Origin of the sequence: Pseudolabrys sp. FHR47 (genome assembly GCF_005153485.1) — a bacterium.
GTDB lineage: Bacteria > Pseudomonadota > Alphaproteobacteria > Rhizobiales > Xanthobacteraceae > Pseudolabrys.
Window position 1 is genome coordinate 2,600,693 of the sequence record NZ_CP039740.1, and the last position, 14,717, is coordinate 2,615,409.

Annotated in this window: 14 protein-coding genes; 5 read left to right on the forward strand and 9 right to left on the reverse strand. The window is 64.3% G+C overall.

Annotation, left to right across the window (positions count from 1 at the left end; translation table 11 throughout):
• Nucleotides 1-16: 16 nt before the first annotated feature.
• The gene (gene hemB, locus E8Q40_RS12805; protein WP_137044923.1) at nucleotides 17-1,078 is read left to right on the forward strand and encodes a porphobilinogen synthase; all 1,062 of its coding nucleotides are present in this window, start codon (nucleotides 17-19) and stop codon (nucleotides 1,076-1,078) included.
• Here hemB and E8Q40_RS12810 read toward each other — a convergent pair.
• Nucleotides 1,075-1,509 (reverse strand): DoxX family protein, encoded by a 435-nt coding sequence (locus tag E8Q40_RS12810; RefSeq protein ID WP_137044924.1) that lies wholly within the window; start codon nucleotides 1,507-1,509, stop codon nucleotides 1,075-1,077. The two genes, hemB and E8Q40_RS12810, sit on opposite strands and share 4 nt — an antisense overlap.
• A gap of 129 nt (nucleotides 1,510-1,638) precedes the next feature.
• On the reverse strand, nucleotides 1,639-2,859 hold the full coding sequence (locus E8Q40_RS12815) for a threonine ammonia-lyase (RefSeq protein WP_137044925.1): 1,221 nt from the start codon (nucleotides 2,857-2,859) through the stop codon (nucleotides 1,639-1,641).
• A gap of 142 nt (nucleotides 2,860-3,001) precedes the next feature.
• Here E8Q40_RS12815 and E8Q40_RS12820 point away from each other — a divergent pair, with 142 nt between their 5' ends.
• Together E8Q40_RS12820 and E8Q40_RS12825 are read left to right on the forward strand one after the other, a co-directional pair.
• Complete coding sequence (locus E8Q40_RS12820; protein ID WP_137044926.1) at nucleotides 3,002-3,520, forward strand: RDD family protein; 519 nt, start codon at nucleotides 3,002-3,004, stop codon at nucleotides 3,518-3,520.
• A 93-nt stretch (nucleotides 3,521-3,613) separates the two neighbouring features.
• A complete protein-coding gene (locus E8Q40_RS12825; RefSeq protein WP_137044927.1) occupies nucleotides 3,614-4,363 on the forward strand; it encodes an arginyltransferase in 750 nt (249 codons plus the stop codon).
• Between the two features lie 28 nt (nucleotides 4,364-4,391).
• Here the strand turns inward: E8Q40_RS12825 and E8Q40_RS12830 are convergent, their stop codons facing one another.
• A complete protein-coding gene (locus E8Q40_RS12830) occupies nucleotides 4,392-5,756 on the reverse strand; it encodes an Nramp family divalent metal transporter (RefSeq protein WP_370455186.1) in 1,365 nt (454 codons plus the stop codon).
• 70 nt (nucleotides 5,757-5,826) lie between these two features.
• Nucleotides 5,827-5,973, reverse strand: a complete 147-nt coding sequence (locus tag E8Q40_RS21975; protein WP_168197828.1) for a hypothetical protein — start codon at nucleotides 5,971-5,973, stop codon at nucleotides 5,827-5,829.
• A gap of 22 nt (nucleotides 5,974-5,995) precedes the next feature.
• Between E8Q40_RS21975 and E8Q40_RS12835 the strand changes: the two genes are divergently transcribed.
• Nucleotides 5,996-8,164 (forward strand): cation:proton antiporter, encoded by a 2,169-nt coding sequence (locus E8Q40_RS12835; protein WP_137044929.1) that lies wholly within the window; start codon nucleotides 5,996-5,998, stop codon nucleotides 8,162-8,164.
• 195 nt (nucleotides 8,165-8,359) lie between these two features.
• Here E8Q40_RS12835 and parC read toward each other — a convergent pair whose 3' ends face one another.
• A complete protein-coding gene (parC, locus tag E8Q40_RS12840) occupies nucleotides 8,360-10,648 on the reverse strand; it encodes a DNA topoisomerase IV subunit A (protein ID WP_137044930.1) in 2,289 nt (762 codons plus the stop codon).
• Between the two features lie 324 nt (nucleotides 10,649-10,972).
• On the opposite strand from parC, the gene E8Q40_RS12845 reads away from it, so the two are divergent.
• Complete coding sequence (locus E8Q40_RS12845; RefSeq protein ID WP_137044931.1) at nucleotides 10,973-11,215, forward strand: hypothetical protein; 243 nt, start codon at nucleotides 10,973-10,975, stop codon at nucleotides 11,213-11,215.
• Between the two features lie 67 nt (nucleotides 11,216-11,282).
• On the opposite strand, the gene recO is transcribed toward E8Q40_RS12845, so the two are convergent.
• The 4 genes from recO to lepB form a co-directional block, all read right to left on the reverse strand.
• Entirely contained in the window at nucleotides 11,283-12,017 is a 735-nt protein-coding gene (recO, locus tag E8Q40_RS12850) for a DNA repair protein RecO (protein WP_137044932.1), read from the reverse strand.
• A 179-nt stretch (nucleotides 12,018-12,196) separates the two neighbouring features.
• Entirely contained in the window at nucleotides 12,197-13,132 is a 936-nt protein-coding gene (gene era, locus E8Q40_RS12855; RefSeq protein WP_370455258.1) for a GTPase Era, read from the reverse strand.
• Entirely contained in the window at nucleotides 13,129-13,839 is a 711-nt protein-coding gene (rnc, locus tag E8Q40_RS12860) for a ribonuclease III (protein ID WP_137044934.1), read from the reverse strand. Before rnc ends, era begins: the two co-directional genes overlap by 4 nt.
• Entirely contained in the window at nucleotides 13,836-14,600 is a 765-nt protein-coding gene (lepB, locus tag E8Q40_RS12865) for a signal peptidase I (protein ID WP_137044935.1), read from the reverse strand. The genes rnc and lepB overlap by 4 nt, the downstream gene beginning before the upstream one ends.
• Nucleotides 14,601-14,717: the final 117 nt, after the last annotated feature.

Consider the following 14,717-nt stretch of genomic DNA (forward strand, 5'->3'; position numbering starts at 1 on the left):
GTCTGGAGTTTCAGCCATGGCCATCAAGTACGGACGCCCCCTGCAACACACCGTGCGCTTCGCCCCCGGCGAGGCGAGCGCCGAGCCGCTCGATCTCACGGTGCGCATGCGCCGCAACCGGCGCGCCGAGTGGGCGCGCCGCATGGTGCGCGAGAACGTCGTCACCACCGACGACCTGATCTGGCCGATCTTCGTCATGGATGGCGACAATGCCCGCCAGCCGGTGGCGTCGATGCCCGGCGTCGAGCGCCTGTCGGTCGATCAGGCGGTGCGCGCGGCCGTGCGCGCGGCCGAACTGACCATCCCCTGCATCGCGCTGTTCCCCTATACCGACCCATCATTGCGCGACGAGAACGGCACCGAGGCGCTCAACGCCGACAATCTCGTCTGCCGCGCCGTGCGCGCCATCAAGAAGGAGGTGCCGCAGATCGGCATTCTCTGCGACGTTGCGCTCGACCCTTATACCAGCCATGGCCATGACGGCCTGTTGCGCGATGATGGCGTCATCCTCAATGACGAGACTGTCGCGGTGCTGGTGAAGCAGGCGCTGGTGCAGGCCGAAGCCGGCTGCGACATCATCGCGCCGTCCGACATGATGGACGGCCGCGTCGGCGCCATTCGCGAGGCGCTTGATGCGGTAAAGCTCACCGACGTGTCGATCATGGCCTATGCGGCGAAATACGCGTCGGCCTTCTACGGCCCGTTCCGCGACGCCGTTGGCTCGTCGAAGACATTGAATGGCGACAAGCGCACATATCAGATGGACCCGGCCAACACCGACGAGGCGCTGCGCGAAGTCGCGCTCGACATCGAGGAAGGCGCCGACATGATCATGGTCAAACCGGGCATGCCCTATCTCGACATTTGCGCGCGCGTGAAGGATGCCTTCGGCATGCCGACCTTCGCCTATCAGGTGTCCGGCGAATACGCGATGATCATGGCGGCCGCCAATAATGGCTGGCTCGATGGCGAACGCGCGATGCTGGAAAGCCTTGTCGCCTTCAAGCGCGCCGGCTGCGACGGCATCCTCACCTACTTCGCGCCGCGCGTGGCTGAGAAGCTGCGCGCCGGCATCTAGCGCCGATCCATCGAGAATCGTCCCGGGCCGCTGCCGGCCAGCATCAGGAAAGCGCCGCAGATCGACAGGTTCTTCATGGCGTGGATCATGTTGTTCATCTGCTCGGGACCCGGCGGCTGATTCCAGAAGTCGTGGAAGAAATACGTCGCGATCAGCGTGAAGATCAGGAGGCCGATCGCCACCAGCCGCGTCCGCAGGCCGACCGCGATCAGCAAGGCGCCAGCGACTTCGGTGATCGCCGCGAGCGTGGCGAGGATCATCGGCTGCGGCAGGCCCTTGGCGCCGATCATGGCGGCGATGGATGCGAGGTCGGTGAACTTCTGGACGCCGGACATCAAATAGATCACCACCAGGACGATACGTCCGATGAGCAGTGCCGTATCCGCAAGCGGCGACGTCGCATAGACCGGCCTGATCGCAGTGGTCGACATCCGTCATCTCCAATTGTTGGGCGCATCCCCACGAAACGCGGATGACGCGAGACAGGTTCCACCCGGTGTCCTAGCACCGGGTTCGAACCCGGTGCGACACTCCTTTAGGCGGGATAACCGAGGTAACCGTTAGACTGGCGCCCCCGAACCGAGCCGCTTCGGCTTGTAGCCGTCGGCGGCGAGCGCTTCCATGACGTCGCGGGCATGGGCCGCGTCGCGGGTCTCGATGGTGACGTCGAGGCTGGCACCCTTGGCCGGGACATCGAGCAACAGGCGGCGATGCTCGACCTCGAGGATGTTGGCCCCGAGCTGGCCGAGACGCGTGGCGATAATGCCGAGCACGCCCGGCTGATCCGGGATGATGAGGCGGAAGGCGACGATGCGCGTCTCGCGCTCGAGTTCGCGCACCATGATGGAGGCGAGAATGCGCGGGTCGATATTGCCGCCGCACAGAATGAGGCCGACGCGCTTGCCCTTGAAGCGCACCGGCTCGGCGAACAATGCGGCCAGCCCTGCGGCGCCGGCGCCTTCGGCCATGGTCTTCTGCAAGGTGAGATAGGCGTTCACCGCGCGTTCGAGATGGGCCTCGTCGACCAGGATCACGTCGGAGACGAGTTCCCGGATGATCGGCAGCGTCAGTCTGCCGACATTCTTGACGGCAATGCCTTCGGCCAGCGTTGGGCCACCGATCGGCCGATTGCCATGCTCCAGCGCATTCCACACCGCCGGATAGAGCAGCGCCTCGGCGCCGATGACTTCGATCTTCGGATTGCGCGCCTTGGCGGCAATGGCGTTGCCGGAGATCAGCCCGCCACCGCCGATTGGGATCACCATCATGTCGAGGTCGGGCACGTCCTCGAACATCTCGAGTGCGATGGTGCCCTGCCCGGCAATGACCTTCTCGTCGTCGTAAGGATGCACGAGCGTCATGCCCCGCTCGGCCATGATCGCCTCGCAGCGCGACTGCGCGTCGGCGACCGTCTCGCCGTGCAGCACCACCTCGGCGCCGTGCGAGCGCGTCGCCGCGACCTTCACATGCGGTGTCGTCACCGGCATGACGATGGTCGCCGGGATGCCCAGGCGCGCGGCATGGTAGGCGACCGACTGGGCGTGGTTGCCGGCCGACATGGCGACAACGCCGCGCTGGCGCTCGGCCTCGCTCAGCGACGACAGCTTGTTGAGCGCGCCGCGGTCCTTGAACGAGTTGGTGACCTGGAGGTTCTCGTATTTCACGAACACCTCCGCTCCGGTGAGCGCCGAGAGGCGCGGCGCCGGCAGCATCGGCGTGCGCAGCACCGCCCCGGCGATAACCTTTCGGGCGGCCTCGATATCGGCGATGGTGACGGTCACGAAAGGCTCCGATTCCTGCGGCTCTGGCACACCATGCCGCAGGTTGCCGTGCTCTGCCAACCGGCCGCCGCCTCTTGCGAAGGCTTCGCCCACGATCCATCTCGGGCTATGATGGTCAAGACCAGACTTCGGGGACCCGATTATGTCAATTTCGATGGATGTCCGGCCGCATGCTTATGACCCGGACCTGAACCCGGAATTGTTCGAAGGCGTGCTGGCACGCCGGATCATCGCCTTCCTGATCGATTTCGTCTGTGTGGGCGCGCCGGTCATCTTGGCGGCAATGGTCATTTTCGTGTTCGGCATTGTGACACTCGGCTTCGGCTGGGCGCTGTACTGGCTGCTGCCGCCGGCCTCGGTGATCTGGGCGATCGTCTATTTCGGCCTCGGCGTCGCCGGCGAGCGCTCGGCCACCATCGGCATGCGGGTGATGGATCTGGAGATGCGCACCTGGTACGGCGCCCCGGCCTATTTCGTGCTCGGCGCCGTCCACGTCATCCTGTTCTGGGTGTCGGTGTCGGCGCTGACGCCGTTCATTCTGCTGGTCGCATTCTTCAACCGCCGCCGCCGGCTGCTGCACGACATCCTGCTCGGTACCGTGATCATCAATAATCCGCAGCGGGCCGCCATTCTGCGCGGCTTCGCCACCAGCCCGGTGTGACCGCTTTGACGCCGGGCCCGGACCGCGCAATGCTGGAGGCGAAACGAGTCCCTTGCGGAGCCAGACTGACAGGCCAATAACCGACCGGAAGCCGTGACCCAGCATTCCCGCGACACGCCGCAATTCTATCTGACCGCGCCGTCGCCCTGCCCGTATCTCAAGGGCCAGGAAGAGCGGAAGGTGTTCACACATCTGGTCGGCGCGCGAGCGGGCGAACTCAATGACCTGCTCACGCATGGCGGCTTCCGCCGCAGCCAGTCGATCGCCTATCGTCCCGCCTGCGAGACCTGCCGCGCCTGTGTCTCGGTGCGCGTCGTGGTCAACGACTTTGCGCCGTCGCGCAACATGCGGCGCAATCTCGAACTCAACGACGACATCATCGGCGACATGCGCGAGCCGGCGCCGACCTCGGAGCAGTATTCGGTGTTCCGGGCCTATCTCGATGCGCGCCACCGCGACGGTGGCATGGCCGACATGACCGTGCTCGACTACGCGATGATGGTCGAGGACAGCCATGTCGAGACCCGCGTCGTCAATTACCGCAAGCGCGACGCGGATTCAGGCTTCACCCATCGCGGCGCCGGCGAACTGATGGCGGTGGCGCTGACCGACGTCCTGTCGGACGGGCTGTCGATGGTCTATTCTTTCTTCAATCCGGAAGAGGCGCACCGCTCGCTTGGCACCTTCATGATCCTCGACCACATCGCGCGCGCCAAAGCGATGGGGCTGCCTTATGTCTATCTCGGCTACTGGGTGCAAGGCTCGAAGAAGATGGATTACAAGGGCCGCTTCCTGCCGCAGGAACGCCTGATGCCGGCGGGATGGGCGCGGGTGGATAAATGAGTCTTCCCATCATGGCCGGGCACGACGCCTAGCCCGCAAACGTATCCATCAGCAGCTTCACGTTCAGCACCACGATGATAGCGGCGACGAGCCACGCCAGGAGCGCCACCGGCTTGCCGATGGTGAACACCCCCATCTTGCGTTTGTCCGAGACGAACTGCACCAGAGGGATCACGGCGAAGGGCAGTTGCATCGACAGCACCACCTGGCTGGCGATCAGCAGCTTGGCCGTACCGCTCTCGCCGTAGAGCGCGGTGACGAACACCACCGGCACGATGGCGATGGCGCGGGTGATGAGCCGCCGCATCCAGTGCGGCAGGCGGATATGGAGGAAGCCCTCCATCACGATCTGGCCGGCGAGCGTCGCGGTGACCGTCGAATTGAGGCCGGAGGCCAGCAGCGCGACGGCGAACAAGGTCGAGGCGATGCCGACGCCGAGCAGTGGCGACAAAAGCGCATAGGCTTCCTCGATTTCGGCGACATCCTTGCCAGCGCTGTGGAACACCGCCGCGGCAACGATGAGAATGCTGGCGTTGACGAACAGCGCCAGCATCAGCGCGATGGTCGAGTCCGTGGTCGCCCAGCGGATGGCGCTGCGCTTGCCATCTTCGCTCCGCTCATAGGCGCGCGTCTGCACGACCGCGGAATGCAGATAGAGATTATGCGGCATCACCGTGGCGCCGAGGATACCGATGGCGATGTAGAGCATCTCCGGATTGGTGACGATCTCTGGCGACGGAATGAAACCGCTGAAGACAGCGGCGACCGGCGGGGCCGCCAGCGCGATCTGGACGGCGAAGCAGACCGCGATGACGATCAGAAGCGCAATGATAAAGGCTTCGAGGTAGCGAAAGCCGCGGCTCATCAGCATCAGCACCAGGAAGGCATCAAGCGCGGTGATGAGCGCGCCGCCGATCAGCGGGATGCCGAACAGAAGCTTGAGAGCAATGGCTGTGCCGATCACTTCGGCCAGATCGCAGGCGATGATGGCAAGTTCGCAGACGAACCACAGTACATAGCCGACGGGCCGCGGATAGGCGTCGCGGCAGGCCTGCGCCAGATCGCGTCCGCTGGCGATGCCGAGCCGCGCCGACAAGGCCTGCAGCAGGATCGCCATCAGGTTCGAGATCATGATGACGGCGAGCAGCGTGTAACCGAACTTGGAGCCGCCCGCGAGATCGGTCGCCCAGTTGCCCGGGTCCATGTAGCCAACCGAGACCATGTAACCGGGGCCTGAGAAGGCCAGCAGCCGGCGCAACCACCAGCCGCCCAAGGGCACCTGCACGCTGGCATGGACCTCGGCGAGGCTCTTCTGGTCCGCGGCAACGCGGGCGAAACGGAAGCCATCGCGCCCTGGGTGTGGCTCAGTCCGGGAATTCGACATCGCATCCATGGATAGGCAGCCTTAGGGTCAAGCGACGGCGAAGGCCGGCTCGCCGGGGTAGCAATCCCGTTCAAATAGTCTAATTGCGAATAAGTTGCAATTGCAAAAATTGGAACTCCGGCAGGAAACGGCCGTTGTAGCGGCGGGCCGGCACCAGGCCGCAGGGGGCGACACTGACAACAAGACCAATCACCGTGTCCGGCCGGTGGGCCATCGTCGGAGCCATCGCCCTCCTCTTCACGGCGGGCATGCCGGCCTGGGCCGCCGGCGGCGCCAAAGGACCGTCCGAGGTCATCTTCATTGCCCAGCTCGTGGCACTGATGCTTGTCGGCCGCCTCCTCGGCGAGGCCATGCTCCGCATGGGCCAGCCGGCGGTGATGGGGCAGCTCATCGCCGGCCTGCTGCTCGGCCCGTCCTTCCTCGGCTTCCTCTGGCCCGACTTCCAACACGCTTTGTTCCCCCAGGCACCGGAGCAGAAGGCCATGCTCCAGGGCATCTCCGAAGCCGGCATTCTCTTACTGCTGCTGCTGACCGGGATGGAGACCGATCTGCGGCTGGTGCGCGCCACCGGCAAGGCCTCGGTCTATGCGTCATTGATGGGCATCGTCGTGCCGTTCGGCTTCGGCGTGGCGCTCGGTTATTTCATTCCGGATCACATGCTGCCGCATCCCGACCGGCGCCTGATCACCGCCCTCTTCCTCGGCACCGCACTGTCGATCGCCTCGGTGAAGATCGTGGCCATGGTGGTGCGCGAAATGAACTTCATGCGCCGCAATGTCGGCCAGGTGATCCTCGCCTCCGCCATCATCGATGACAGCGTCGGCTGGATCATCGTCTCGATCATTTTCTCACTGGCGCTGCATGGCGAAGTCGATGCCTGGTCGCTGGCGCAGAGTGTGGTCGGCACCTTCATTTTCATGGTGCTGAGTCTGACCGTCGGCCGGCGCCTGGTGTTCTTCGCTATCCGCTGGGCCAACGACGTACTCAAGAGCGACTTCGCGGTGATTACCGCGATCCTCATCATCATGAGCGTGATGGCGCTGACAACGCATGCCATTGGCGTGCATTCGGTGCTGGGCGCATTCGTGGCCGGCATTCTGGTCGGTGAATCGCCAATCCTGACCAAGCATATCGACGAGCAATTGCGCGGGCTGATCACGGCGTTCTTCGCGCCGGTGTTCTTCGGCCTCGCTGGACTGTCGGCCGACCTGACCATTCTCGCCGACCCGCAAATCGCGCTCGCCACTGCCGGCCTCATCCTGATCGCCAGTATCGGCAAGTTCGGCGGCGCTTTCATCGGCGCCGAGCTTGGCGGCCTGACCAAGCGCGAAGGCTTTGCGCTGGCCTGCGGCATGAATGCGCGCGGCTCAACCGAAGTCATCATCGCGACAGTCGGCCTGTCGATGGGCGCGCTGACCCAGAACCTTTTCACCATGATCGTCACCATGGCGGTGGTCACGACACTTGCCATGCCGCCGACCTTGCGCTGGGCGCTATCGCGCATTCCTTTGAGCAAGGAAGAGAAGCAACGACTGGAGCGTGAGGAAATCGAAAGCCAGGGCTTTCTCGCCAATATCGAGCGGCTGCTGCTGGCAGTCGATGAATCCACCAACGGCACCTTCGCGACAAGGCTTGCCGGTATCGTCGCCGCCACCCACGAAATGCCGACGACGGTGATGCACATCACCGAAGGGGACATCGACGACAAAAAGCGCGTCAAGCAGGAAGCTGCCAAGGCCAAGGACGCCGCGTCCATCGTTCAGGAAGTGGCCGAACGCGCCGAGGCCACCAAAACCCTTGAAGAGCAAAGCCTATTGTCGCTCGAGGTCAGCACTTTGGTCGGCAAGCCGACCGCCGAGATCGTCGCCGAGGAAGCGGCGAAAGGCTACGGCGCCATGATCCTCGGCATCGACAAGATGGTGGCGCGCACCAACCACTTCTCCGATGCAGTGACCAAACTGGCCACTGGATTCGAAGGCCCCCTGCTCATCGCCGATGCCCGCGAGGAACATCGCAAGCACCCGCTGCACGGCACCGTCAGCATCCTGTTGCCGGTCAACGGCACCGAGGTGTCGCGCCGCGCCGCCGAGGTCGCGGTTGCGATCGCGCGCGCCACCAAAGCTCCGCTCACGGCGATCTATGTCGCGCCGCAGGGCAAGGCGCGGTCGCGCCGCGCCGAGGAGGCCATCCTCAAGGACATCTCAGCCTTGGCCGAGAGCTTTTCGGTGGACGTCCGCACGGCGGTGCGCACCGAGAAAGCGGCCGGCGATGCGATCCTGCGCGAAGCCGCGCGGCGCAAGCACAATGTCATCATCATGGGCGCCGGCCGCCGGCCCGGCGAGAAACTGTTCTTCGGCGATACCGCCACGGCGCTGCTGGAAAAGGCTCAGCAGTCGCTGGTGTTCGTGGTGAGCTGAGGCATGCGCGCGCGGCGGGGCCCACGTGCCGTCGCGACCGCACACGGTGTGTGGAAGATATTGCGGGCGAACACGAACGCCAGGCGAAGCACCACCACCGTTCGTCCGCGCGAAAGCGGGGGCCCAGATTGTCGCAGGCGGACTTTGCGGTTTAACTGGGTTCCCGCTTTCGCGGGAACGAACGGAGTTTGAGGTTCAGCCCTCGTCGCTCTTCTTCGCCGCCGGTGCGCCGCGGAACTTGTTGTTCTTCGGCAGGCCCTGCGCGATGCGGCCGGCATCGGCGCGGTTGCCGCGCCAGTCCTTGAGGTCCTTCATCGTCATGGTCTGCGTGCGCCCTGCCCCGTCGACCCAGGACAGGCCGTCGGCGGCCTTGAACGTGGTGATGTCGGACAGGCCCTTCTGCAGATAGCGCTGCAAACGCACACCGCGGCCCTTGGTCATCTCCGGCACCTGATCGAGACCGAACACGACCATCTTGCGGTTTTCGCCGATCACCGCGACGGTGTCGCCATCGACCACATTGAGTGCCGCCGCCTTGTCCGGCGCCTTCAGGTTCAGCACCTGCTTGCCCTTGCGCGTCGTGCCGAGGCATTCGTCCTCGGGCACGATGAAGCCGTTGCCGTCATAGCTGACGACGATGAACTTGCGGCCACCCTGATAAGCGAGGCCCGCGACGATGTCGTAATCCGCCTCGATATCGAAGAACATACGGATCGGCTCGCCGTGGCCGCGGCCGCCCGGCAGCTTCGACGCATCGAGGGTGTAGAACTTGCCGTTGCCGGCGAAGATCAGGATCTTCGCCGTGGTCTCGGTCTGGAACGCGAATTTCAGCGCGTCGTCGGTCTTGAACGAGACACCGGACAGATCGAACTGATGGCCGCGCAGCGCGCGGATCCAGCCCTTTTCCGACACCACGACCGTGATCGGCTCGCGCACGGCGAGCGCCTCCTCGATCGCGGCCTCGTCGTGCTCGGGGGCGGTCGAGAATTCGGTGCGGCGCCTGCCAAGCTCGGTCTTGGGCCCGAATTGGGTCTTGAGTTCCTTGACCTGCGCGGCGATCGCTTTCCACTGCAGATCGGTCGAGCCAATCAGCTTCTTGAGACCGGCGCGCTCCTCGTTGAGGCGCTTCTCCTCGCCGCGGATTTCCATTTCCTCCAGCTTGCGCAAGTTGCGCAGCCGCATGTTGAGGATGGCGTCGGCCTGCACCTCGGTGATCTTGAAGGTCTTCATCAGGACGGGCTTGGGCTCGTCCTCGGTGCGGATGATCTTGATGACCTTGTCGAGGTTGAGATAGGCGACCAGATAGCCGCCCAGCACTTCGAGGCGATGCTCGATCTCGGCCAGCCGATGCTTGGACCGGCGCAGCAAAACATCGCGGCGGTGCTCCAGCCACTCCGTCAGCGCTTCGGCGAGCCCCAGCACCTTGGGGATGCGGCCCTTCACCAACACGTTCATGTTGAGCGGAATGCGCGTTTCAAGCTCGGTGAGCTTGAACAGCGACTCCATCAGGATGGTGGCGTCGACGGTGCGGGCGCGCGGCTCGATAACGAGACGGACGTCCTCGGCCGATTCATCGCGGATGTCGGCGACCAGCGGCAGCTTGCGCTCGTTGAGCAGCTCGGCGAGCTTCTCGACCAGACGCGATTTCTGCACCAGCCACGGCATCTCGGTGATGACGATCACGTAGGTGCCGCGCGAGCCCTCCTCCACCGACCACTTGGCACGGACGCGGAACGAGCCGCGGCCCGTATTGTAGGCTTCGGCAATCGCTTCCGGCGGATCGACAATGATGCCGCCAGTCGGGAAATCCGGACCCTTGACGTATTTAAGCAGCGTCTTCGAGCGCGCATTCGGCGTCTCGATCAGATGCAGCGCAGCGTCGGCGAGTTCCGCGATGTTGTGCGGCGGGATCGACGTCGCCATGCCGACCGCGATGCCCTGCGAGCCGTTGGCCAAGAGATTGGGAATCGCCGCCGGCAGCACCACCGGCTCTTCGTTGGAGCCATCATAGCTGGGCCGGAAATCGACGGCGTCCTCGTCGAGACCGTCGAGCAGAAGCTTGGCGACATCGGTGAGACGCGATTCCGTATAGCGCATCGCCGCGGCGTTATCGCCGTCGATATTGCCGAAGTTGCCCTGACCGTCGACCAGCGGGTAACGCTGTGCGAAGTCCTGCGCCAGACGCACCATCGCGTCGTAAATCGCCTGGTCGCCGTGCGGATGGAAGTTACCCATCACGTCGCCGACCACCTTGGCCGACTTCTTGAACGCCGCGCCGGGATCGAGTCGCAGGCTGCGCATCACGTGCAGGATGCGGCGGTGCACCGGCTTGAGGCCGTCGCGCGCATCGGGCAGCGCGCGGTTCATGATCGTGGACAGCGCGTAAGCGAGGTAGCGCTCTTCCAGCGCCGACTGCAACGCAACCGGTTCGACGATGCCGCCCGGCGGGCCGCCGTTATTGGGGGGAATCACTTTTTTTGCCATGCGGCACGGGATACTGCGGGGCCGCGGGCCGAACAAGACCCCCGGCGTGGCCCGCTTTTGGACCCGGGGATTCGGGCGATGAATGGCTGATGAACGCCCCGGCCAGCAAATTTTCGAGTTTTGCCGTTTAGTTTTTGAACCGGCAGCAACATCAGGCGTTCATTGCTGCGGCGACCGCGCCGGAACCATGATCCGGTACCGGGGTCGCCGAGGAACTGTGCCATGATGTTGTGATCTATGTCACAGCCGGGAACCTTGGGGACCGGCATTATTGAAATAATACCAGCCGCAGGTCGCGGCACGGTCTAGCAGGAGGAAAATGCAATGCGCGCCTTGATCCTTTCGTCCCTGTTTGCCATCGGCCTTGGACTGGCCGCAGCTCCGGCCAGCGCCGCCCCGATCGCGGACATCAACGCGGCCATCACCGGGCAGAACCTGGTTGAGCAGACGCAGTACTATCGTTATCACCGCCGTCCGCGGGTGCGTTGCCATAACGTCCGCGTCTGCCGCTGGACTCCCTATGGTCGCCGCTGCCACTACGAGCGCGTCTGTCGGCGCGTCTGGTAAACGCGACGTTCATCTCACATGCAAAGGCCCGGCGGCGACGCCGGGCCTTTTCATTTCGCAACCGCTTTCAGGCGACCTTGGGCACCGCCCGCGCCAGCGCGGCGAGGAAATGCATACGCTCGTCGGCGAGCTGCATGCCGCGCGGCTCCAGCACGTGACGCGCGAGGAAAAAGCCGGTCAGCTTGAACCCATCGTCGAGATCGCTGCCATTGGGACTGACTCCCGCATCGATCAGGAACGGCGGCAGCTTGAACATCCGGTCGGCGTAAGGCGCGCCCGCCTCGCGCGACACCGCCCGCCCGGACTTCGGCGACACATAGATCAGGTCCTCGGTGGCACCGGTCGCCGCGCATTCTTCAAGGTCGAGGCCGAAGCCCAGCTCCGACAGCAACTGCATCTCGAAGCGCGCGACCTGCGGCGCGGCCCAGGCGGCATCCTCGAGGCGGTCGAGGATCGTCTGGAATTCGTTGAACAGGCCCTCATGCGGATCGCGTTCGGGCAAGAGGCGCATCAGCGCGGCGAGATGCGAGACGCCGTAAATCGCATGGGGCGCGGCGAAATAATTGGACGCTCGCTGGCGCAGCGGCTCGATCGTATAGTTACCCATGTGGTCTTCGAGCCGTGCGCGCCAGGTGGCAGAGACGCTATTGCCAGGCTGCAGCACCGGTTTCATGCGCGAACCGAAACCACCGCGCACCATGCCGACATGGCGGCCGTGCTCGCGCGTCATCAGTTCGAGGATGGCGGATGCCTCCCCGTGCCGCCGCACGCCGATCACGATGCCTTCATCGGTCCATTGCATTTCTTTGTCGTCCCCGCGAAAGCGGGGACCCATAACCCCTGAGCTAACGACGGCGCACAATCTCGAATAAAAACCGTTTCATTTCGTGCCACAAGGTAACGCTGCGACGTATGGGTCCCCGCCCATAGGCGTTCGGAAAGAACGCCGTCCTTCGGGCGGCTATGCGCGGGGACGACACATCACTCCCTCGGAAACTCCAGCCCCATCGCCCGATAGCGCTCCGGGTCGTCGCCCCAGCCCTCACGCACTTTCACGAACAGGAACAGGTGCACCTTGGCGTCGGCGATCTCGGCGATGTCCTTGCGCGCCGCTTCGCCAATGGCGCGCAGCGTCTGCCCGCCCTTGCCGATGACGATCTTGCGCTGGCTTTCGCGCTCGACATAGATCGTCTGCTCGATGCGCACGTCGCCGCCGCGCAGTTCCTTCCACTGCTCGGTCTCGACCGTGGAGTGATATGGCAGTTCCTGGTGCAGGCGCTCGAACAGCTTTTCGCGCGTGATCTCGGCGGCAAGCTGGCGCATCGGCGCGTCGGCGATCTGGTCTTCGGGATAGAGCCACGGGCCTGCCGGCATGCGCTCGGCCAGCCACTTTTTCAAATCGACCACGCCGTCGCTCTTGAGCGCCGAGATCATGAAGGTGGTCTCGAACTTGGCCTTCTCGTTCGCCGCCTTGGCGAGGCCAAGCAGGCTGTCGCGCGGCACGACATCGATCTTGTTGAGGATCAGGATCTTCGGCCCCTTCACCTCCTTGAGACGATCGAGGATCGGCTCGATGTCTTCGTCCAGCCCCTTGCGCGCGTCGACCAGCACCGCGGTGAGATCGGCTTCGTGCGCCCCGCTCCACGCCGTCGTCACCATGGCGCGGTCGAGCCGCCGCTTCGGCGCGAAGATGCCAGGCGTATCCACGAAGATAATCTGCGATGAACCTTCGACGCTAATGCCGCGGATCAGCGCCCGCGTCGTCTGCACCTTGTGCGAGACGATGGTGACCTTGGAACCAACCAGCGCATTGAGCAAAGTCGACTTGCCGGCATTGGGTGCGCCGATCAGCGCAACGAAGCCGCAGCGCGTGCCTGCGCCCGGTTCCGCGCCGGCCGTGATTTGTTCTGCCATCAGGCCTTGTCCAGCTTTACGCCGACGCTTGTCAACATGGCCGCCGCTGCCGCCTGCTCGGCCGCGCGTTTGGAGGCCCCAACGCCTTCGGCCGGCGGCTTGTCCGGCAGCAGCACCGCGACCCTGAACTGCGGATCGTGATGCGGCCCGGTGCGCGCCACTTCCTTGTAGGCCGGGGTCGGCAGGCCGCGCGCCTGCGCCCATTCCTGCAGCATGGTCTTGGCGTCGCGCGTCGGCTTGACCGACTGCACCATGCGATCCTGCCAGAACTTGGCAATCAGCGCCTCGGCGGCCGGATAGCCGCCATCGACGAAGACGGCGCCGACCAGCCCCTCGCAGGCATCGGCGAGGATCGTGGTGCGCAGGCGGCCGCCGGCATGCGACTCCGAATTACCCAGCCGCAGTTCAGGGCCGAGGTCCATGTCTTTCGCAACCGCGGCGCAGGTTTCCTTGCGCACCAAATCGGCGAGCCGCTTCGACAGTTCGCCCTCGTTCGCCTTCGGAAAGTTGCGGTAGAGCATGTCGGAGATGACGAGGCCGAGCACGTGATCGCCGAGAAACTCGAGCCGCTGATAGCTCGACACGCGGTTCTGCGGGCCGCCCGACAAAGCCGAGATGTGCGTCAACGCGCGCTCGAGCAGCGACTTGTCGGAAAAGCTGTAGCCGATCCTCGCCTCGAGACCCGAACGGTCTTTAACCTTGCGGCTCATCGGACGATCGTGAACAGCCTGTTCCAGCGCACCGAGACCGGCCACCGCCAGAACTGCCAGGCCTGTTCGCCTTCATTGACCGAGAAGAAGATGATCTGCGCCTTGCCGACGAAGTTCTCGAACGGCACGAAGCCGACCGATGAGAAACGACTGTCGGTCGAATTGTCGCGGTTGTCGCCCATCATGAAATAATAGCCGGGCGGCACGACGTATTCTTCGGTGGTCTGCGGAAAGCGCGAGTGATCGGTCGAGCAATCGAGCACGTTATGCGTCACGCCGTTCGGCAGCGTCTCGCGCCATTGTTTGACGCGGTCGATGAACGGGTTGGGACAGGCCGCCTCGCCGACGAAGTCGGCAATGCGATCCATCTTCACCGGCGCACCATTGATCGACACGACGCCGTCGGTGACGCGGATCTTGTCGCCCGGCAGTCCGATGACGCGCTTGATGTAGTCGGTCGAGGTGTCCGACGGCAGACGGAAGACGACCACGTCGCCGCGCTCCGGCATCATGCCGCCGGGAATGCGCCCCGAGAACAATGGCAGCGACAGCGGCAGCGAGTACTGGCTGTAGCCGTAGGAGTATTTCGAGACGAACAGATAGTCCCCGACCAGCAAGGTCGCCTTCATCGAGCCGGATGGGATGTTGAAAGGCTGGAACAGAAACGTGCGGATCACGAGTGCAATGATCAACGCGTGAAAGATGACGCGGATCGTTTCGCCGACGCCGCCTTCGTGCCGCTTGCTGGATGTCACGCTCATTGCGCCTTTCGGTCCTGGCTGATGCGAACGCGATAAAGGTCCGCAAAGCGCCCCGGCGGTCTTGTAGCCGCTGGCCTTATGCAGTGCAATGAAGTTCCCTCAAAATAGGGCGTAACC